The 20,022-nt window shown below is 67.4% G+C and carries 17 protein-coding genes; 8 read left to right on the forward strand and 9 right to left on the reverse strand.

The features are described 5' to 3' along the window. The first annotated feature begins 11 nt into the window (after window positions 1-11). Complete coding sequence (gene acnA, locus WKC72_RS23830) at window positions 12-2,816, forward strand: aconitate hydratase AcnA (RefSeq protein WP_128638646.1); 2,805 nt, start codon at window positions 12-14, stop codon at window positions 2,814-2,816. A gap of 181 nt (window positions 2,817-2,997) precedes the next feature. After that, the gene (locus WKC72_RS23835) at window positions 2,998-3,564 is read left to right on the forward strand and encodes a TetR/AcrR family transcriptional regulator (protein ID WP_009480470.1); all 567 of its coding nucleotides are present in this window, start codon (window positions 2,998-3,000) and stop codon (window positions 3,562-3,564) included. A 25-nt stretch (window positions 3,565-3,589) separates the two neighbouring features. Here the strand turns inward: WKC72_RS23835 and WKC72_RS23840 are convergent, their stop codons facing one another. Both WKC72_RS23840 and WKC72_RS23845 read right to left on the reverse strand, forming a co-directional pair. Continuing rightward, a complete protein-coding gene (locus WKC72_RS23840; protein ID WP_005255033.1) occupies window positions 3,590-3,805 on the reverse strand; it encodes a helix-turn-helix domain-containing protein in 216 nt (71 codons plus the stop codon). Window positions 3,806-3,878: 73 nt separating this feature from the next. After that, window positions 3,879-5,510 (reverse strand): ABC-F family ATP-binding cassette domain-containing protein, encoded by a 1,632-nt coding sequence (locus tag WKC72_RS23845; protein WP_007300669.1) that lies wholly within the window; start codon window positions 5,508-5,510, stop codon window positions 3,879-3,881. 634 nt (window positions 5,511-6,144) lie between these two features. Here WKC72_RS23845 and WKC72_RS23850 point away from each other — a divergent pair. Beyond that, a complete protein-coding gene (locus WKC72_RS23850; protein WP_370179648.1) occupies window positions 6,145-7,293 on the forward strand; it encodes a lycopene cyclase family protein in 1,149 nt (382 codons plus the stop codon). A gap of 31 nt (window positions 7,294-7,324) precedes the next feature. Continuing rightward, a complete protein-coding gene (locus WKC72_RS23855; protein ID WP_037237769.1) occupies window positions 7,325-8,221 on the forward strand; it encodes a Ku protein in 897 nt (298 codons plus the stop codon). A gap of 66 nt (window positions 8,222-8,287) precedes the next feature. Here the strand turns inward: WKC72_RS23855 and WKC72_RS23860 are convergent, their stop codons facing one another. The 7 genes from WKC72_RS23860 to WKC72_RS23890 form a co-directional block, all read right to left on the reverse strand. Further along, the gene (locus tag WKC72_RS23860) at window positions 8,288-8,707 is read right to left on the reverse strand and encodes a metal-sulfur cluster assembly factor (RefSeq protein ID WP_009480466.1); all 420 of its coding nucleotides are present in this window, start codon (window positions 8,705-8,707) and stop codon (window positions 8,288-8,290) included. Further along, on the reverse strand, window positions 8,704-9,219 hold the full coding sequence (sufU, locus tag WKC72_RS23865; protein ID WP_037237770.1) for a Fe-S cluster assembly sulfur transfer protein SufU: 516 nt from the start codon (window positions 9,217-9,219) through the stop codon (window positions 8,704-8,706). Before sufU ends, WKC72_RS23860 begins: the two co-directional genes overlap by 4 nt. Then, window positions 9,216-10,475 carry a cysteine desulfurase gene (locus WKC72_RS23870; RefSeq protein WP_037237772.1) on the reverse strand — a complete coding sequence of 420 codons (1,260 nt, stop codon included), beginning with the start codon at window positions 10,473-10,475 and terminating at the stop codon, window positions 9,216-9,218. Before WKC72_RS23870 ends, sufU begins: the two co-directional genes overlap by 4 nt. Before the next feature lie 6 nt (window positions 10,476-10,481). Continuing rightward, the gene (sufC, locus tag WKC72_RS23875; protein WP_005255023.1) at window positions 10,482-11,291 is read right to left on the reverse strand and encodes a Fe-S cluster assembly ATPase SufC; all 810 of its coding nucleotides are present in this window, start codon (window positions 11,289-11,291) and stop codon (window positions 10,482-10,484) included. A 45-nt stretch (window positions 11,292-11,336) separates the two neighbouring features. Then, window positions 11,337-12,566: a Fe-S cluster assembly protein SufD gene (sufD, locus tag WKC72_RS23880; protein ID WP_112300770.1), complete on the reverse strand. Its 1,230-nt coding sequence runs from the start codon at window positions 12,564-12,566 to the stop codon at window positions 11,337-11,339. Continuing rightward, window positions 12,566-14,026 carry a Fe-S cluster assembly protein SufB gene (gene sufB / locus WKC72_RS23885; RefSeq protein ID WP_009480461.1) on the reverse strand — a complete coding sequence of 487 codons (1,461 nt, stop codon included), beginning with the start codon at window positions 14,024-14,026 and terminating at the stop codon, window positions 12,566-12,568. The genes sufD and sufB overlap by 1 nt, the downstream gene beginning before the upstream one ends. Window positions 14,027-14,121: 95 nt before the next feature. Then, complete coding sequence (locus WKC72_RS23890) at window positions 14,122-14,871, reverse strand: metalloregulator ArsR/SmtB family transcription factor (RefSeq protein ID WP_281272459.1); 750 nt, start codon at window positions 14,869-14,871, stop codon at window positions 14,122-14,124. Window positions 14,872-15,003: 132 nt separating this feature from the next. On the opposite strand from WKC72_RS23890, the gene mptB reads away from it, so the two are divergent. From mptB to WKC72_RS23910, 4 genes are read left to right on the forward strand one after another with little or no spacing between them, the layout of a single operon-like run. Next, window positions 15,004-16,788, forward strand: coding sequence for a polyprenol phosphomannose-dependent alpha 1,6 mannosyltransferase MptB (gene mptB / locus WKC72_RS23895; RefSeq protein WP_037237780.1), 1,785 nt, complete (start codon window positions 15,004-15,006; stop codon window positions 16,786-16,788). 6 nt (window positions 16,789-16,794) lie between these two features. Next, on the forward strand, window positions 16,795-17,739 hold the full coding sequence (locus tag WKC72_RS23900; protein WP_037203409.1) for an ABC transporter ATP-binding protein: 945 nt from the start codon (window positions 16,795-16,797) through the stop codon (window positions 17,737-17,739). Continuing rightward, on the forward strand, window positions 17,736-18,536 hold the full coding sequence (locus tag WKC72_RS23905; protein ID WP_037237788.1) for an ABC transporter permease: 801 nt from the start codon (window positions 17,736-17,738) through the stop codon (window positions 18,534-18,536). The genes WKC72_RS23900 and WKC72_RS23905 overlap by 4 nt, the downstream gene beginning before the upstream one ends. Then, window positions 18,533-19,978: a hypothetical protein gene (locus WKC72_RS23910; protein ID WP_370179654.1), complete on the forward strand. Its 1,446-nt coding sequence runs from the start codon at window positions 18,533-18,535 to the stop codon at window positions 19,976-19,978. Before WKC72_RS23905 ends, WKC72_RS23910 begins: the two co-directional genes overlap by 4 nt. Window positions 19,979-20,022 lie beyond the last annotated feature (44 nt).

Raw genomic sequence — 20,022 nt, forward strand, 5'->3', positions numbered from 1 at the left:
GTGGAGCTGACGTGAGCACGAGTATTGATTCGTTCGGCGCCAAAGGCACCCTCGAGGTCGGTGAGAACTCCTACGAGATCTTCCGCCTCTCGGCCGTGCCCGGCACCGAAAAACTGCCCTATGCACTGAAGGTTCTCGCCGAGAACCTGCTTCGCACCGAGGACGGCGCGAACATCACCGCCGACCACATTCGCGCCATCGCGAGCTGGGATCCCTCGGCCGACCCGAACGTCGAGATCCAGTTCACGCCCGCCCGCGTGATCATGCAGGACTTCACCGGCGTCCCCTGCATCGTGGACCTCGCCACCATGCGTGAAGCGGTCACCGCACTCGGCGGCGACCCGAACAAGGTGAACCCCCTCGCACCCGCCGAAATGGTCATCGACCACTCGGTCATCATCGACGTCGCCGGCCGCGCCGACGCCTTCGAGCGCAACGTCGAGATCGAGTACTCCCGCAACGGTGAGCGTTACCAGTTCCTCCGCTGGGGCCAGGGCGCGTTCGACGACTTCAAGGTCGTCCCCCCGGGCACCGGCATCGTCCACCAGGTCAACATCGAGCACCTGGCCCGGACGATCATGGTCCGCAACGGCCAGGCATACCCCGACACCTGCGTCGGCACCGACTCGCACACCACCATGGTCAACGGCCTGGGCGTGCTCGGCTGGGGCGTCGGCGGCATCGAGGCCGAGGCTGCCATGCTCGGCCAGCCCGTCTCCATGCTGATCCCGCGCGTCGTCGGCTTCAAGCTGACCGGTGAGATCAAGCCCGGCGTCACCGCCACCGACGTGGTCCTCACCGTCACCGACATGCTGCGCAAGCACGGCGTCGTCGGCAAGTTCGTCGAGTTCTACGGCAAGGGTGTGGCCGAGGTTCCCCTGGCCAACCGCGCAACGCTCGGCAACATGAGCCCCGAGTTCGGTTCCACCGCCGCGATCTTCCCGATCGACGCCGAGACCGTCAGCTACCTCCGCCTGACCGGCCGCTCCGAGGAGCAGCTCGCCCTCGTCGAGGCGTACGCGAAGGAACAGGGCCTCTGGCACGACGCCGACCACGAGCCCGAGTACTCCGAGTACCTCGAACTCGACCTCGGTGACGTGGTTCCGTCCATCGCAGGCCCGAAGCGCCCGCAGGACCGAATCCTGTTGTCGGACTCGAAGAACGCGTTCCGCAAGGACATCCACAACTACGTGGAGGAGCACCACCCCGCGGGTCACTCGCAGCTCGACGAGGCCGTCGAGGAGTCGTTCCCCGCGAGCGATCCCGCCGCCCTGTCGTTCGCCGACGACGGCGCCGTCGACGTGCAGTCGGCCGCCAACGGATCCGAGGGCCGCCCGACCAAGCCGGTCAAGGTTCTGTCCGAGGACAAGGGCGAGTTCATCCTCGACCACGGTGCCGTCGTGATCGCGTCGATCACCTCCTGCACCAACACGTCCAACCCGTCGGTCATGCTCGGCGCTGCCCTGCTCGCCCGCAACGCCGTCGAGAAGGGCCTGTCCGCCAAGCCGTGGGTCAAGACCTCCATGGCTCCCGGTTCGCAGGTCGTCACCGACTACTACAACAAGTCCGGCCTCTGGCCGTACCTGGAGAAGCTCGGCTTCTACCTCGTCGGCTACGGCTGCGCCACCTGCATCGGTAACTCCGGCCCGCTGGACGAGCAGATCTCGCAGGCCATCCAGGACAACGACCTCACCGCCACCGCGGTGCTGTCGGGCAACCGCAACTTCGAGGGACGCATCTCCCCCGACGTGAAGATGAACTACCTGGCCTCCCCGCCGCTGGTCATCGCATACGCCCTCGCAGGCACGATGGACTTCGACTTCGAGCACGACGCCCTCGGCAAGGACGCCGACGGCAACGACGTGTTCCTGAAGGACATCTGGCCCTCGCCCCAGGAGATCCAGGAGACCATCAACTCCTCGATCAGCCAGGAGATGTACGTCAAGGGTTATGCGGACGTCTTCAAGGGCGACGAGCGCTGGCGCGGGCTGCCCACCCCGGAGGGCAAGACCTTCGAGTGGGACGCCAACTCCACCTACGTGCGGAAGCCACCCTACTTCGACGGCATGCCGAAGGAGCCGACCCCGGTCAGCGACATCAAGGGCGCCCGCGTCCTCGCGCTGCTCGGCGACTCGGTCACCACGGACCACATCTCCCCGGCAGGCAACATCAAGGCCGGCACGCCCGCGTCGCAGTACCTGGACGCGAACGGCATCGACCGCAAGGACTACAACTCCTACGGTTCGCGTCGCGGTAACCACGAGGTGATGATCCGCGGCACGTTCGCGAACATCCGTCTGCGCAACCAGCTCCTCGACGACGTCTCCGGTGGCTACACCCGCGACTTCACCCAGGACGGCGGCCCGCAGGCGTTCATCTACGACGCGTCGCAGAACTACCAGGAGGCCGGCATCCCGCTGGTCGTGCTGGGCGGCAAGGAGTACGGCTCCGGATCGTCCCGTGACTGGGCCGCCAAGGGCACCAGCCTCCTCGGCGTCAAGGCCGTCATCACCGAGTCGTTCGAGCGCATCCACCGCTCCAACCTCATCGGCATGGGCGTTGTGCCGCTGCAGTTCCCGGTCGGCGAGTCCGCTGCGTCGCTGAAGCTGGACGGCACCGAGGTCTTCGACATCGAAGGCGTCGAGAAGCTCAACGAGGGTGTCACGCCGAAGACCGTCAAGGTCACGGCAACCCGCGAGAACGGTGAGAAGGTCGTCTTCGACGCGGTCGTGCGCATCGACACGCCCGGCGAGGCCGACTACTACCGCAACGGCGGCATCCTGCAGTACGTGCTCCGCAACATGATCAAGGGCTAGGCGCTCTAGGCGCTACCGCGCCTGTGCGCGTTTTCGGCCAGGACAGGCACTAAGCGCGCACGACCATCTTCGAGCGGATCTCACCGTCCCGGACACATGGTCGTGCGCGCTTAGTGCATGAGGTGACCTTTCTCGCGAAGGGCCGAAAACGCGCACAGGCGAACGACGAAGGAGGAAGCCTTTGCCCAAGGTCAGTGAAGACCATCTCGCGGCACGGCGCAGTCAGATCCTCGACGGCGCCCGCCGTTGCTTTGCCGAATACGGCTACGACGGCGCCACCGTCCGCCGGCTCGAAGAAGTGACCGGACTGTCACGCGGGGCGATCTTCCATCACTTCAAGGACAAGGACGGCTTGTTCCTGGCGCTCGCCCACGAGGACGCGACCAGGATGGCCGACGTGGTCGCCCACGAGGGCCTCGTCCAGGTGATGCGGGACATGCTCGCCCAGCCCGAACAGTTCGACTGGCTGGGAACCCGGCTCGAGATCGCCCGGCGCCTGCGGAACGATCCCGACTTCCGCAGAAGCTGGTCACAGCGGTCGGCGGAACTCACCGAGGCGACCATGGCGCGCCTCGCGCGGCAGAAATCCGCGGGCCGCCTCCGCGACGACGTCCCGACCGACGTCCTGATCGGCTACCTGGACCTGGTGCTCGACGGCCTCGTCGCACGCATCGCCTCCGGGCACGCCGGCGACAACCTGTCGGCGGTCCTCGACCTCGTCGAGGAATCCGTCCGACGCCGCGACTGACACCGCACTCCCCCACCGACACCGGTCAGGTCTTGCGACGGTGAGCTCCGCCTCGTCCGCGGAGCTCCACCTCGGACTCCGCGAGGATGTTGCGGACGAATCCGTACGATCTCCCCATTTCCCGGGCAAGGGATCGAATACTCGCACCGGCCTGGTAGCGCTCCTTCAGCTCCGCCTGCAGATCGGCGCGCGACGGTCCCGTGATCCGAGCGCTCTTGGCGAAGACCCCGATGTCAGCCATGAACTCCTCCAGTCGGCGAGCGACGGTGGTTTCCACGGTAGAGCCCCGCGACGGCGATATCTACGCGCAGTGCTCAGGCGAGCTGAATCAGTTCCAGGTAGTCCTGCGACCAGTGGTCCTCCGTGCCGTCGGGCAGGAGAATGACCCGCTCCGGGTCGAGCGCCTCGGCCGCGCCCGGGTCGTGCGTCACCAGCACCACGGCACCGGTGTAGCTGCGGAGCGCGTCCAGCACCTGCTCGCGGGAGACGGGGTCGAGGTTGTTCGTCGGCTCGTCGAGCAGCAGAACGTTCGCCGCGGACGACACGAGACCCGCAAGTGCCAGGCGCGTCTTCTCACCGCCGGACAGGGTCCCCGCGGGCTGCTCGAGCTGCGGGCCGGTGAACATGAACGCACCGAGCAGCGAACGCAGCTCCTGCTCCCCCGTGTCCGGCGCCGCGTGGCGAATGTTCTCCCACACCGACGCGTTGTCGTCGAGGGTGTCGTGTTCCTGCGCGAAGTAGCCGATCTTCAGCCCGTGACCGGGGACGAGTCCGCCCGCGTCCGGCGTCTCGACGCCGCCGAGAATGCGCAGGAGCGTCGTCTTACCGGCACCGTTGAGACCGAGCACCACGACGCGTGACCCACGGTCGATCGCGAGGTCCACCCCGGTGAAGATCTCGAGCGAACCGTAGACCTTGGTCAGGTTCTCCGCCATCAGCGGAGTCTTGCCACACGCCGCCGGCTCGGGGAACCGGATCCGGGCCACCTTGTCGGACACGCGTTCCGCGTCGAGGTCGGACATCAGCTTGTCGGCGCGCTTCGCCATGTTCTGCGCCGCCACCGCCTTGGTGGCCTTCGCGCCGAGCTTCGCGGCCTGAGCGCGCAGGGCACCGGCCTTCTTCTCCGCGTTGGCGCGCTCACGGCGACGACGCTGCTCGTCGGTCGCTCGGGCGTCGAGGTACTTCTTCCAGCTCATGTTGTACACGTCGGCCTCGCCGCGCACGGCGTCGAGGAACCACACCCGATTCACGACGTCGTTGAGCAGATCGACATCGTGACTGATCACGATCAGTCCACCCTCGTGGTTCTGCAGGAATCCCCGCAGCCAGGTGATCGAGTCGGCGTCGAGGTGGTTGGTCGGCTCGTCGAGCAGAAGGGTCGTGTCCGACCGTCCGCCGCTACCGTCCGACGCGGCGAACAGGATGCGCGCCAATTCGACACGGCGGCGCTGACCACCCGACAGGGTGTGCAACTGCTGACCGAGGATGCGGTCGGCCAGACCGAGGCTGTTGCAGATGCGTGCCGCCTCGCTCTCGGCCTCGTACCCGCCGAGGGCGGAGAAGCGGTCCTCGAGGTTGCCGTACTTGCGCACGGCCTTGTCACGCTCGGCGTCGTCGACGACCTCCGACATCAGGATCTGCTGCTTCTCCATGTCCCGAAGCAGAGAGTCGAGTCCGCGCGCGGACAACACTCGGTCCTTCGCGAGGACGTCGAGGTCGCCTTCCTTCGGGTCCTGCGGAAGATATCCGAGATCGCCGGTGCGTACCACGGCACCCGCGTACGCCTCCCCCTCCCCCGCGAGGATGCGGAGGGTGGTCGTCTTGCCGGCACCGTTGCGGCCGACCAGCCCGATGCGGTCGCCGGGCTGTACCCGCAAGGCCGGCCCGGGCGCGGACAGCAACGTCCGTACTCCAGCTCGAACTTCCAGGTCGGTAGCGGTGATCAACAAGACTCCTAGGAAAATGACGCTCGCGTTGAATGAGGAAAACTGCGCAATGAACACACGAACCAGCAATTTTACCCGACCGCCGGCGACTCGGAACACGCCTGCCAGTGATCCCGCTAACGTTCGCCGCCGTAAACGCCCCCGGTAGGCCCGGGCCCCTGCGTCGAGGCGTGATCGAGGGTGTTGCGTGTGGTCGTGAGGTGGCGGGGATGGTGACCCCCGGTGGTTCGTCCTGACAGGAGCAAGTCAGAAATTCGGAAAACTGCGATGTTCCGTCACGGTCCGACTCATTCACCACCCTCGGATCCCGGCGTCCGGTGAAACCGGGAAGCCCGGCCGGCACCTTTCCGAAAATCGGAGGCGCGTTCACGTTCCCGCACCTGCCAACTGCTTCTCGCTCACCTCTCGCGCTCCCCCGCAGCCAGGCCGACCCGGCGGCGGCACCCCGCTCCCCTGATCGGGGATTGCGGTGGTGTGTTCATGGGGTTCGGGACCTGTGGGGTGAGTCCCCACTACCCCGGGCGCCAGCGCCGCCACAGCCGAAATTCGGGAAACCTGCGCGTTCCGTCCGCGTCCGATCATGGAACCTGGCATGTCTCCGGCCGACAACTCCCGGCCGTGACAGGCTTGCGGCGTGACAGCTTCCCCTCGTCCAGCGATCTGGGACGTCGCGATCGTCGGCCTCGGGCCTGCCGGCCGCGCCCTCGCCCACCGGGCCACGGCTCTCGGTTCAACGGTCGTCTCGGTCGACCCGCTCCCCCGCAGATCGTGGACCGCGACGTACGCAGCCTGGGAAGACGAGCTCCCCGACTGGCTCCCTCGGGACGCCGTCGTGACGAGAACTCCTCGCCCGACAGCCTGGACGACACGTCGACACACCATCGATCGCACATATTGTGTTTTGAATACATCAGTACTGCAATCAATACTCAGCAGCGAATGCGGAACAGTTCTCGCAGGTAGAGCCATCGACCTCTCCCCCACTTCCGTCCAACTGGACGACGGCTCGACCCTGAAGGCACACGTCGTCGTCGATGCGCGCGGCACCGGCGACAGCCCCGACCTCGCCCAGCAGACGGCGTACGGCGTCGTGGTGGACCCCGGCACCGCCGCACACGCGCTCGCCGGCGAGCGCTCGGTCTTCATGGATTGGCGCCGCGACAACGGCACGTCGCCGTCGGACTCGCCGTCGTTCCTCTACGGCGTGCCGCTCTCACGGGAACGGTTTCTGCTCGAGGAGACGTGCCTCGTCGGTCGCCCCCCACTCCCGATCTCGGAGCTCGCCACCAGACTCCACGACCGGCTACGACAGCGGGGCGTCACCGTGCCGTCCCATTCGGACGTCGAGAGGGTCCGATTCGCCGTCGAGCCACCACCCGAGGCCGGTCGTGCTCACAGCTCGGATCAGGTGCGGTTCGGGGCCCGAGCCGGGTTGATGCACCCCGGAACCGGCTACAGCGTGGCGGCGTCGCTCCTGTGCGCAGATGTCCTGGCCCGCGATCTTCGTGACGGTTCGAACGCCCGACTGTGGCCGTGGAAGGCCCGCACCGTCGCGTCGCTGCGATCGGTCGGCCTTCGCGTCCTCCTCAATCTGGATGCGGAGCACGTCCCCGAATTCTTCGAGCATTTCTTCGATCTGCCGCCACAACTCCAGGCGGCATATCTGTCCCAGCGGTCGAATCCACGCGGAACCCTGTCGGCAATGGGCCGGATGTTTCGAGCGTCCTCCGGCGATATCCGCAGTGTGATTCTCCGTTCGACGCTGCGCCGGGAAGTTCGATGAACTGTCGCGCGAACGCGAAAAGGAGACCATCATGGAACGCATGCGGTCGATATGGAAGGGCTCGATAGCGTTCGGACTCGTGAATGTGCCGGTCAAGGTCTATTCGGCAACCGAGGATCACGACATCAGATTTCATCAGGTCCATGCCAAGGACGGCGGCCGGATCAAATACAACCGCGTCTGCTCCGAATGCGGCAACGTCGTCCAATACGCCGATATCGACAAGGCCTACGACTCCGACGACGGCGTGCGCGTGGTGTTGACGGACGATGATTTCGGGAAACTGCCCGCCGCCGAGAAACACGAGATTCCCGTTCTGCAGTTCGTGCCGACCGAACAGATCGACCCCATTCTGTTCGAGAAGAGTTACTTCCTCGAACCGGATTCCAGCTCTCCGAAGGCCTACGTCCTACTCGCGACAGCCCTCGAGAACAGCGACCGTACAGCCCTCGTCCACTTCACCCTCCGGCAGCGCACCCGACTGGCCGCGATGCGTTCACGGGACGGGGTGCTGGTGATCCAGACGCTGCTGTGGCCGGACGAGGTACGGGCGGCGGAATTCTCCTCACTCGACGGCGTCGACAAACCGAAGGCGAAGGAACTCGCGATGGCCGAGACGCTCGTCGACAGCATGGCCGACGACTTCGACCCCACCGAATTCACCGACGACTACCAGGTGCAGTTGCGGGAACTGCTGGACGAGATGATCGAGTCCGGCGGCAAGAAGGTCATCCCCGTCGCCGAGGTCGAGAAGAGCGGCGAGGACGCCGAAGTGGTCGATCTGGTGGCCGCACTGCAGCGCAGCGTCGACGCCGCCGGGAAGAAGGCCGCACCGGCCAAGAAGAAGCCGGCGAAGAAGGCACCGGCCAAGACCGCGGCGAAGAAGGCCGCCTCGAAGTCGTCCACCACGGAACGCAAACGCGCCTGAACCGACGCGGAGGGGCTCGGCGAGATGATTCTCGCCGAGCCCCTCCGCGTTACCAGTGGTGGGTGGTCAGACCGTGAAGCCGAGCGCGCGCAACTGCTCGCGTCCGTCCTCGGTGATCTTGTCGGGGCCCCACGGCGGGAGCCACACCCAGTTGATCTTCAGTTCGTTGCACAGACCGCTGCGCACGAGCGCGCCCCGCGACTGGTCCTCGATGACATCGGTCAGCGGGCAGGCCGCCGACGTGAGCGTCATGTCGAGGGTCACGACGTCCTCTTCCTCGGTGATCCCGTACACGAGACCGAGGTCGACGACGTTGATGCCGAGTTCGGGATCGACGACGTCGCGCATCGCCTCCTCGAGCTCCTCGAGGCGTTTCGGGTCGGTAATAGCACCCGACGCGGCGGTGGCGGTCTCGCCGCCCTGGTCGGCCGTCGCCTGCTCCGGAACGGCCGTGGCGTCCGCCTCCGGCGTCTGCGTCTCGCTCATGATGCCTGTCCTCCGATTCGAGCTGGTTCGCCGTCTGCTGTCGGAACGGCCGAATCCTGTTCGTCCACAACACGGTCGTCCACTATCTGAACAACCGCGTCCTTGAATGCCATCCATCCCAGCAACGCGCATTTCACACGCGCCGGGTACTTCGAGACGCCGACGAAGGCGATGCCGTCCCCGAGGACGTCCTCGTCTCCCTCGACGGTACCGCGGCTGCTGACCATTTCATTGAACGCGGCAACGGTCTGCAGGGCCTGCTCGACGGGCATACCCACCACCTGATCGGTGAGCACCGACGTCGACGCCTGGCTGATGGAGCAGCCCTGGCCGTCGTACGACACATCCACCACGGTGCCGTCGTCGGAAAGCTGCACCCGCAGCGTCACTTCGTCACCGCACGTGGGATTGACGTGGTGGACTTCGGCGCCGAACGGTTCACGCAGGCCGCGGCCGTGGGGATGCTTGTAATGATCCAGGATCACTTCCTGGTACATCTGTTCCATTCTCATGCAGGAACCTCCCCGAAGAACTCCTGTGCACGCCGCACGGCTGCCGCGAGAGCCTCGACCTCGTCGATCGTGTTGTACAACGCGAACGACGCCCTCGCCGTGGCCGCGACACCGAAGCGGCGGTGCAGGGGCCAGGCGCAGTGGTGGCCGACGCGGATGGCGACTCCCTCGTCGTCGAGGATCTGCCCGAGATCGTGGGCGTGGATTCCGTCGACCACGAACGACACGGCCCCGCCGCGGTCCTCGGCGGTCGTGGGTCCGATGATGCGCACGCCGTCGATGGCACCGAGCGCTGCCAGCGCCGCCTCGACCAGGGTGTGCTCGTGCGCGGCGACCGCGTCCATCCCGATCTCTTCGAGATACCGGACCGCGGCACCGAGCCCGACCACCTGCGACGTCATCGGGACGCCGGCCTCGAACCGCTGCGGGGGCGGCGCGTAGGTGGTGCGTTCCATCGTGACGGTCTCGATCATCGAACCACCGGTGATGAACGGCGGCATAGCGTTCAGCAGTTCGCGGCGGCCGTACAGGACACCCACCCCGGACGGACCGAGCATCTTGTGCCCCGAGAAGGCTGCGTAGTCCACACCGAGCGCGTGGAAGTCCACCGCCATGTGCGGGACGGACTGGCATGCGTCGAGTACCACCAGCGCACCGACCGCGCGGGCGCGGCGCACCAACTCCTCGACGGGTGCCACCGCCCCGGTGACGTTGGACTGGTGGGTGAACGCCACGACCTTGACAGCATCGGTCAGCTCGAGCGAATCGAGATCGATCCGGCCGTCGTCGGTGACGCCGTACCAGCGCAACGTCGCACCGGTGCTGCGCGCAAGTTCCTGCCACGGCACGAGATTGGCGTGATGCTCGAGTTCGGTGATGACGATCTCGTCACCGGGGCCGAGGTGCCGCTCGAAGCGATCGTCGCCGAGGACGTGGGTGACGAGGTTCAGGGACTCCGTCGCGTTCTTGGTGAACACGAGTTCGTCGCTGTCGGCGCCGACGAACGCGGCGATCGCCGCACGTGCGTTCTCGTACGCGTCCGTGGCCTCTTCGGCCAGCTGGTGAGCGCCCCGGTGCACGGCCGCGTTACAGGTGGTGAGGAACTCCCTCTCGGCGTCGAGCACCTGATTCGGGCGCTGAGACGTCGCGCCCGAATCGAGGTACACCAGCGGTTTTCCGTCGCGAACCGTACGCGCCAGGATCGGGAAGTCCTCCCGGATCCGGGTGACGTCGAATACGCGCACCGAGGTGGTCATCTGCGTTTATGCTCCTTGCGTTGCTGCAGCCTGGGTGAAGCGCTCGTAGCCGTTCGCCTCGAGCTCGTCGGCCAGTTCCGGTCCGCCCGACTCGACGACACGACCGCCGACGAACACGTGGACGTATTCCGGCTTGATGTACCGGAGGATGCGAGTGTAGTGCGTGATCAGCAGGATTCCGCCGTGCTCGCGTTCCTTGTACTTGTTCACGCCCTCGGAGACGACGCGCAGGGCGTCGACGTCGAGACCGGAGTCGGTCTCGTCGAGAATCGCGATCTTCGGCTTCAGGAGACCGAGCTGCAGGATCTCGTGGCGCTTCTTCTCACCGCCGGAGAAACCTTCGTTGACACTGCGCTCGCCGAACGAGGGGTCGATGTCCAGCTCGGTCAGCGCTTCCTTCACTTCCTTCACCCAGTGGCGGAGCTTCGGGGCCTCGCCACGGACTGCGGTGGCCGCGGTGCGCAGGAAGTTCGACATGGAGACGCCGGGGACCTCGACGGGGTACTGCATTGCGAGAAACAGTCCCGCGCGGGCGCGCTCGTCGACGCTCATCTCGAGGACGTCCTCACCGTTGAGGGTGATGGAGCCCGAGGTGATCTGGTACTTGGGGTGACCCGCGATGGCGTACGACAGCGTCGACTTGCCGGACCCGTTGGGTCCCATGATCGCGTGGGTCTCGCCGGAACGAACCGTCAGGTTCACACCCTTGAGGATGTTGATCGGTTCGGCGTTCTCGTCGGTGTTCGCGACGTCGACGTGCAGGTCCTTGATTTCCAGGACCGAGGTTTCGGGGGTGGAAGCGTCAGGGGTAGACATTGTGATCCTTCGAAGAAATGGGAAGTAATGGTCCGGCGGCGTGGGTCACACGCCGACTGCGGCGAGTTCGGCCTCGACGGCAGCCTCGAGACGCTCGCGAATCTCGGCGACGGCGATCTTGTTGATGATCTCGTGGAAGAACCCGCGCACGACGAGTCGCCGTGCCGCGTCTTCCGGGATTCCACGGGCGCGCAGGTAGAACAACTGCTCGTCGTCGAATCGACCCGTGGCGCTGGCGTGGCCGGCACCCACGATCTCACCGGTCTCGATCTCCAGGTTCGGAACCGAGTCCGCACGTGCACCGTCCGTGAGGACGAGGTTGCGGTTCAGCTCGAACGTGTCGGTTCCCTCGGCCGCGGCGCGGATCAGCACGTCGCCGATCCACACGGTGTGGGCGTCGGGCTTTCCCGAATTCGGATCACCCTGCAGGGCGCCCTTGTAGACCACGTTGGACTTGCAGTGCGGCTGGGAGTGATCCACCAGCAGCCGCTGCTCGAAGTGCTGTCCGGCGTCGGCGAAGTACAGGCCCAGCAGTTCCGCGTCGCCGCCCGGGCCGTCGTACTTCACGGTCGCGGACAGGCGCACGAGGTCGCCGCCGAGGCTGACCGCGTTGTGCCGCAGCACCGCGTCACGGCCCAGCCGCGCGTGATGCGAGGCGACGTGCACGGCGTCGTCGGCCCAGTCCTGGACGGCGACCACGGTGAGGCGGGAGCTGTCGCCGAGAACGAATTCGACGTTCTCGGCGAACGTGCCGCTACCGCGCTGGTCGATGACGACGGTCGCCTTCGCGAAGGCTTCGAGCCGGATCTGCAGGTGCCCGAAGGCGACCTTGTCCTCGCCCGGGCCGGTCACGGTGATGTTGATCGTCTCGGCGACCTCGACCTCACGGCCGACGGTCACGACGGTGGCCGTCTCGAAACCCGAGTAGGCCTGCGCGGCCACCCGATCGGCGGGGACGCCGGCCTTGCCCAGCCGGTCGTCGTCACGCCCGACGGTCTCGACCCGGACGGAGTCCGGACCGGCGACGTCGACAGTGACCGTGCCGTTCGCGACAGCCGTTCCGTCGTGCAATCCACGGAGTCGGCGCAGCGGTGTGAACCGCCAGACCTCGTCACGACCACCCGGGATCTCGAAGGCGTTGACGTCGAACGAGGTGAAGACCTCACCCTTGTTCTTGATCGGCGAGCCGGTGGCGGTCCGCGCTATCCGCGGATTCTCGCCTGCGACGGCTCCCGCGACTCCGAGATTCTGGACACCAGTTTCTGGCGTGGTCACTAACCCACCGCCCCTTCCATCTGCAGTTCGATCAGGCGGTTCAGTTCCAGGGCGTACTCCATCGGGAGTTCCTTGGCGATCGGCTCGACGAAGCCGCGCACGACCGTGGCCATGGCCTCGTCTTCGGTGAGCCCGCGGCTCATCAGGTAGAACAGCTGGTCGTCGCTCACCTTCGAGACGGTGGCCTCGTGGCCCATGGTCACGTCGTCCTCGCGGATGTCGACGTACGGGTAGGTGTCCGAGCGGCTGATCTGATCGACCAGCAGCGCGTCACACTTGACCGTCGACTTGGAACCGTGAGCGCCCTTGTTGACCTGGACGAGTCCGCGGTAGGACGCGCGTCCGCCGCCCCGGGCCACCGACTTGCTGATGATGGTCGACGACGTGTACGGCGCGAGGTGCAGCATCTTGGCACCGGTGTCCTGGTGCTGGCCCTCACCGGCGAATGCCACGGAGAGAACCTCGCCGCGGGCGTGCTCGCCCATCATCCAGACGGCCGGGTACTTCATGGTGACCTTGGACCCGATGTTGCCGTCGATCCACTCCATGGATCCGCCGGCTTCGACCTTGGTGCGCTTGGTGACCAGGTTGTAGACGTTGTTCGACCAGTTCTGGATGGTCGTGTAGCGGCAGTGACCGCCCTTCTTCACGATGATCTCGACGACCGCGGAGTGCAGGGAGTCCGACTTGTAGATCGGCGCCGTGCAGCCCTCGACGTAGTGCACCGAGGCGCCCTCGTCGACGATGATCAGGGTCCGCTCGAACTGGCCCATGTTCTCCGTGTTGATGCGGAAGTAGGCCTGCAGCGGAATGTCGACGTGAACGCCCGGCGGAACGTAGATGAAGGAGCCACCCGACCACACCGCGGTGTTCAGCGCGGAGAACTTGTTGTCGCCGGCCGGGATGACCGTGCCGAAGTACTCCCGGAACAGCTCGGGGTGCTGCTTCAGACCGGTGTCGGTGTCGAGGAAGATCACGCCCTGCGCCTCGAGGTCTTCACGGATCGAGTGGTAGACCACCTCGGACTCGTACTGAGCCGCGACACCGGCGACGAGGCGCTGCTTCTCGGCCTCGGGGATGCCCAGCTTGTCGTACGTGTTCTTGATGTCCTCGGGCAGGTCTTCCCAGCTCTCGGCCTGCTTCTCGCTCGAGCGGACGAAGTACTTGATGTTGTCGAAGTCGATGCCCTCGAGGTTCGATCCCCAGTTCGGCATCGGCTTCTTGTCGAAGGTCTTCAGCGCGCGCAGGCGGATGTCGAGCATCCAGTCCGGCTCGCTCTTCTTCGCCGAGATGTCGCGCACGACGTCTTCGGACAGACCGCGCTGTGCACTGGCACCGGCCTCGTCGGAATCGGACCAGCCGTACCCGTAATGCCCGAGTGACGCGATGGTCTCTTCCTGCGTGAGCGGCTCGGCGTTGGCCGACGCAGTGGATGTCACCTGGTCTGATGTGACGGTCATGCGAGCTCCTTCCGGAGTCTTGTTACGAGACCGGCGAGGGCTGGTCGCCGGTGGAATACAGGTTGCTGACTAGGGGATCTATCGGGAGAGCGTTGTTATTTGGGACCGGACGGTGGGACGAGTGGAACGTGGGTGGTGCATGCGCAGTCACCGTTCGCGATGGTCGCGAGCCGCTGGACGTGGGTGCCGAGCAGTTGGGCGAACGCTTCCTGCTCGGCTTCGCACAGTTCCGGGAATTCTTCGGCCACGTGTGAGACCGGGCAGTGGTGCTGGCAGATCTGCACGCCGTTGCCGACCGGGCGCGTCGATGCCGCGAATCCGGCGGTGGTGAAGGCGTCGGCGATGGCGTCGGCGGTGTTTTCGAGGCCCTCGGCGCTCTGGTCGGCTGCCGGGGTCACGTTTCCGACGATCGCCTGGACTCGGCGACGCGCGAAATCGGTGATCGCGGCGTCTCCCCCGACCTCCCGCAGTTGACGCATGGCCGCGCCGGCGAGGTCGTCGTACGCGTGTCCGAGCCTGCCGCGGCCCTTGGCGGTGATCTGGAAGTATTTGGCGGGACGTCCCCGTCCGCGGTGACGCACGGCGACGGACGACGCCTCGCGCGCCTCTCCGGATTCCAGGAGCGCGTCGAGGTGTCGACGGACACCGGCGGCACTCAGACCGAGGCGGGTTCCGATTTCCGACGCGGTGATCGGCCCCTCCTCGAGGAGGAGCTTCACGACGGCAGCGCGGGTGTGGCCTTCGTGGCCGACGGCGACGGGTGACGCGGTTTCGACAGGCGCCGCCGAGGAAGGCGCGTGAACTGCGCTTTCCTTCGTTGCACGTGGTGTCGTTTCCGTTTTCACAACACTAGTGTGACGGAATTCGGATCGCAGGTCTACTAAGGGTGCCCTGCCTTACACCTGTGATTATGTGCTGTCGCCGCTCGGGAATACTGGCCGAACCGGCTGTGTTGGGCGCACCGCTACGCTGCCTGTGTGCCGCAGACCCCCGAGAACCCGGAGCCGACCCGCGCGGAGCCGACCTTCACGGCTCGCGCCGCTCTTCGACATCCGGCCGAGCTCGCCCGGCGGGCGCTGGGCATCGACGGCCGCTCCCCGCGCCCCTCGGTGGCAGCCGCGTTGCACGGCGACGAGCCGGAGACCGCGGGCCTGAACGAGCAGGAGACCGCGCAGCTCCGCGGAATCCGCCGGTTCGGCGCGACCGGGGCCGTCCTGATGGCGGTGGGCGCGCTGGGCGCCGGCGCCCAGCCGGTACTGCAGAACCCTGTCCAGGGTCTTCGCGTCATCGGTCTGCCCGCCCGTATCCCCAGCGTCGCGTTGACGCTGACCATGACCGGCACCGTGATGATCGTGCTCGCGTGGCTCCTCCTCGGACGCTTCGCGATCGGCAGTCTGCAGTCGGGGGCCGTGCGCCGCCTCAACCGGTCCCAGCTCGACCGCACCCTGCTGCTGTGGATCATCCCGCTGTCCGTCGCGCCGCCGATGTTCAGCAAGGACGTGTACTCGTACCTCGCGCAGAGCGAGATCGCGGCCCGCGGCCTCGATCCCTACGCCATCGGTCCCGCGGGTGCGCTCGGCGTCGATCACGTCCTGACCCGGACCGTGCCGACGATCTGGCGCGACACGCCTGCGCCGTACGGGCCGCTGTTCCTCTGGATGGGGCGCGGGATCAGCTGGCTGACCGGTGAGAACATCGTCGCGGGAATCTTCCTGCACCGGCTGCTGGCCCTCGCCGGTGTGGCCATGATCGTGTGGGCGCTCCCCCGGCTGGCGCGGCGCTGTGGCGTCGCCGAGGTCAGCGCCCTGTGGCTGGGGGCCGCCAACCCCCTGCTGCTGTTCCACCTCGTCGCGGGAATTCACAACGAGGCGCTGATGCTCGGTCTCATGCTGGCCGGGATCGAGCTGGCGCTGCGGGCGATCGAACGGTCGGAGCCGATCCGCGGGCAATCCCTTCTCCTGTTGCTGTCGGGGGCGGCACTCATCGCCCTGTCGTCGACGATCAAGATCCCCTCCCTCCTCGCACTGGGATTCGTCGGGATGGCGCTGGCCCGGAGATGGGGCGGGACCCCGAAGGCCGTGCTCATGGCGGCCGCCCTGCTCGGCGGGGTGGCCCTGGTGGTCACCCTCGTCATCAGCACGTCCAGCGGACTCGGCATCGGCTGGGTACACACCCTCGGCACCGCGAACGCGGTCCGCAGCTGGATGTCCATCCCCACCCTCCTCGGACTGGGCACCGGACTGGCCGGGGTCCTGTTGGGCCTCGGCGACCACACGACGGCGGTGCTGAGCCTGACCCGGCCGATCGCGGCCGTCGCTGCGGCGTTCATCACACTGCGGATGCTCGTCGCCACGCTCGTCGACCGCATCCACGCTGTCGGCGCGCTGGGACTGTCCCTCGGCGCGGTCGTCCTCCTCTTCCCCGTGGTGCAGCCCTGGTATCTGCTGTGGGCGGTCCTGCCGCTCGCGGCCTGGGCCACGGCACCCGCCTTCCGCGTCCCCGCCATCGTCTTCTCGTCCATCGTCAGCGTCATCCTGATGCCGAACGGCGGCGAGTACCAGCCCTTCGTCATCGTGCAGGCCGCCATCGCCACCATCTTCACGGCCGGAACGCTGATCGTGATCACCCGCAACCGGCTGCCCTGGCGGGTCGATTCGGAGCAGCACCCGACCGTGCCGGATCCGCAGGATCCGCCCCGGGACGACGTCGACGCGGAAAGCCGGGGCACCGGCCGGGTCACACCAGGCCAAGGCTTACGCTGATTCCCCGTGACCTCGCGAACGCCCGGATCGGCGCAACCTGCTGTACGCCTGGAAGGCGTGGTGAAGACCTTCGACGGTGTGAGGGCCGTCGACGGACTCGATCTCACCGTCGAACCTGCACAGGTGGTCGCGTTGCTCGGTCCCAACGGCGCGGGTAAGACCACCACAGTCGAAATGTGCGAGGGCTTCGTCCGCCCGGACAGCGGCACCGTCCGTGTCCTCGGACTCGACCCTGTCGCCGATGCCGGCGCCGTCCGGGCCCGGATCGGTGTGATGCTCCAGGGCGGCGGCGCGTACCCCGGCTCCCGCGCCGGTGAGATGCTCGACCTCGTCGCGGCCTACTCGGCCGACCCCCTCGACCCCGACTGGTTGCTGCGCAGCCTCGGACTCGAGGATTCCCGTCGCACCCCGTACCGCAGGCTGTCGGGCGGGCAGCAGCAGCGCTTGTCCCTGGCCTGCGCGCTGGTCGGCAGGCCGGAACTGGTCTTCCTCGACGAGCCCACCGCCGGACTCGACGCCCAGGCCCGCCTACTCGTGTGGGAACTGATCGACGCGCTGCGCCGCGACGGCGTCAGTGTGCTGCTGACGACGCACCTGATGGACGAGGCCGAGGAACTCGCGGACCGGCTCGTCATCATCGACCACGGGTCGATCGTCGCGGCGGGTACGCCCGCCGAGGTCACCAGCCGCGGCGCCGAGGGGCAGCTGCGGCTCAGCGCGCCCGCAGGCCTCGACACCGAGCCCCTCGCGAGAGCCCTCCCCGACGGTTTCCGGGTGGCCGAGTCCGGGCCGGGCACCTACCTCGTCGAAGGGCCGATCGACCCGAAGGTGGTGGCGTCGGTCGCGTCGTGGTGCGCCGACCTGGACGCCCTGATCAGCGACATCCGTGTCGACCAGCGCAGCCTCGAGGACGTCTTCCTCGAACTCACCGGCCGGGAACTGAGGGGATGACGATGAGCACCAGTGACCGTCTGACGGAGAATCGTTTCGCCCCCGGCACGTTCACACCCGATCCCCGCCCGAGCGGTGCGGCGGTCATGTTGAGGGCGCAGACCGCGCTCGAACTCAAACTGCTCCTGCGCAACGGCGAACAGCTGCTGCTGACCATGTTCATCCCGATCACGCTGCTGATCGGCCTGTGTCTGCTGCCCATCGGCGACCTCGGAACGTCGCGGGTCGACAAGGTGGTGCCCGCCGTGATGATGGTGGCGGTGATGTCCACCGCGTTCACCGGCCAGGCCATCGCGGTCGGTTTCGATCGCCGGTACGGGGCCCTCAAGCGGCTCGGCGCCACTCCCCTGCCGACGTGGGGAATCATCGCCGGGAAGAGCGCCGCCGTGGTTATCGTCGTCGCCCTGCAATCGGTGCTCCTCGGTTCGATCGGGCTGGCGCTCGGCTGGCGTCCGAGTGCGTGGGGACTCGTCCTCGGCGCCGTGATCATCGCCCTGGGCACCGTGACGTTCGCGGCGATGGGACTGCTGCTCGGCGGCACCCTCCGCGCCGACATCGTCCTCGCCCTGGCCAACATCCTCTGGTTCGTGATGGTCGGCGTCGGCAGTGTGGTGTTCGCCACCGGCGATCTGCCCTGGCTCCTGCACACCGGGGCCCGGCTGATCCCGTCCGGTGCGCTCGCGCATGCGCTCGACGCCGCCCTGTCGGGGTCGGTGGACCTGCTCAGCGTCGTGGTCCTCGTCGTCTGGGGTGCGGCCGCGGGAGCCCTGGCGGCCCGGACGTTCCGGTTCACGTGATCCGCCGACCCACAGCCCGGCGCGCCCACAGCGTCGGCACCGTCCTGGCAGTCCTGCTCGCCGTCCTCGGCTGCGGCACCCTGCCCGCGGGCGCCGCACCGCAGTGGGGATCGCCCGCCGCGCCGAACCCGTTCCTCGGACCCGCAGGCACGTCCACGATGCACGGCGATGCGGGGTCCACCGACGTGACTCCGCTGCCCGGTCCCGGCACCGGCCCGGTCACCCTGTCCGCGTACCCGCTGGTCTCGGCGTGCCCGACCCTCCTGCAGGGTTCCGACCGGCTCGTCGTCGCCCTGTGCACGTCCGTGGCCGGCCAGGTCCCCACCGTGCACCTCATCGACCCCGCCGCTCCCGCCGCCCCGTTCGGCGCCTCGCTCGCCACGTTCACACTGGCGAAGGGCAGCCTCCTGGGCGGCGTGTACGCGTTCCTCGACAACGACAACCGACTGGTCGTGGTGGACGGAAACCGTCAGCTACTGCGCCTCGGACATTCGAAGGACCCCGAAGGCCGCTGGCGGATCACCGTCGACTCGCACGTCGACCTGTCCGGCAGTGTTCCGCCGGGAGACAACGTGACCGGGCTGACGCCGGACTGGCAGGGCAACGTCTGGTTCGCGACGGGCGGCGGCGTCGTCGGAGCCGTGGATCGCGCCGGCGTCGCGCACAGCCTGCCGCTGGCCGCGGGCGAGCAGGTCCAGAACAGCATCTCCACCTCGCCCGCCGGCACCGCGGTCGCGACGACGCACGCGCTGTACCAGTTCACGCTCCGCGACGGCGCGGTGCGCGTGGACTGGCGGCGGGACTACGACCGCGGTCCGGACCGTAAGCCGGGGCAACTCAGCCACGGCACCGGCTCCACTCCCACCTACTTCGGGCCGTCGACCGGCAGCGATTTCGTCGCGATCGTCGACAACGCCGACCCGCAGGTGAATCTTCGGGTCTTCCGCGCCGATTCCGGTGACGAGATCTGCTCCCTCCCCGTGCTCGGCAACCCGGGCGGCAGCGAGAACTCGCCGATCGGCATCGCCAATTCGGTGTACGTCGCCGGGACCTACGGCTACCCGTATCCCGCCGTCCCGGACGGCGCGGGCCCGGCGGTTCCGACGAACGCCCCCTTCACCGGCGGCATGACCCGCGTCGACATCGACCCGATCGGCTGCCACCAGGTGTGGAGCAACGACGTCCGCAGCGCGGCGGTGCCCCACCTCTCGACCGGAGACGGCCTGCTGTACACCGTGATCCGCCACGGGTTCGACGTCACGACACCCCTGGACGGCTTCTCGTTCGCGGTGATCGATCCGGCGGACGGCTCGGTCGAGCGCACCAGTCCACTCCCCGGTACCGCGGTCAACGACACCCTGCAGATGTCCGGACTTGTCACCGACACCGGCGACTTCTGGCAGGGCACGGTGACCGGCGTCCTGCGGATTCGCGGCGAGTAGCACGGAGTCGAGCGCACCGCCACCGGCCCAACGACACGCTGTAG

The sequence above is a fragment of the Rhodococcus wratislaviensis genome, assembly GCF_041228765.1.
Taxonomy (GTDB): domain Bacteria; phylum Actinomycetota; class Actinomycetes; order Mycobacteriales; family Mycobacteriaceae; genus Rhodococcus_F; species Rhodococcus_F wratislaviensis.

Excerpts from the sequence above, each read along its gene's own strand:
- WKC72_RS23860 (WP_009480466.1), bottom strand. The coding sequence starts at position 8,707 with ATGAGCGAGACGCAGACGCCGGAGGCGGACGCCACGGCCGTTCCGGAG.
- sufB (WP_009480461.1), bottom strand. The coding sequence starts at position 14,026 with ATGACCGTCACATCAGACCAGGTGACATCCACTGCGTCGGCCAACGCC.
- WKC72_RS23870 (WP_037237772.1), bottom strand. The coding sequence starts at position 10,475 with ATGACCACCTCGGTGCGCGTATTCGACGTCACCCGGATCCGGGAGGAC.
- sufU (WP_037237770.1), bottom strand. The coding sequence starts at position 9,219 with ATGAGAATGGAACAGATGTACCAGGAAGTGATCCTGGATCATTACAAG.
- WKC72_RS23855 (WP_037237769.1), top strand. The coding sequence starts at position 7,325 with ATGGAACGCATGCGGTCGATATGGAAGGGCTCGATAGCGTTCGGACTC.
- sufC (WP_005255023.1), bottom strand. The coding sequence starts at position 11,291 with ATGTCTACCCCTGACGCTTCCACCCCCGAAACCTCGGTCCTGGAAATC.
- WKC72_RS23905 (WP_037237788.1), top strand. The coding sequence starts at position 17,736 with ATGACGATGAGCACCAGTGACCGTCTGACGGAGAATCGTTTCGCCCCC.
- WKC72_RS23840 (WP_005255033.1), bottom strand. The coding sequence starts at position 3,805 with ATGGCTGACATCGGGGTCTTCGCCAAGAGCGCTCGGATCACGGGACCG.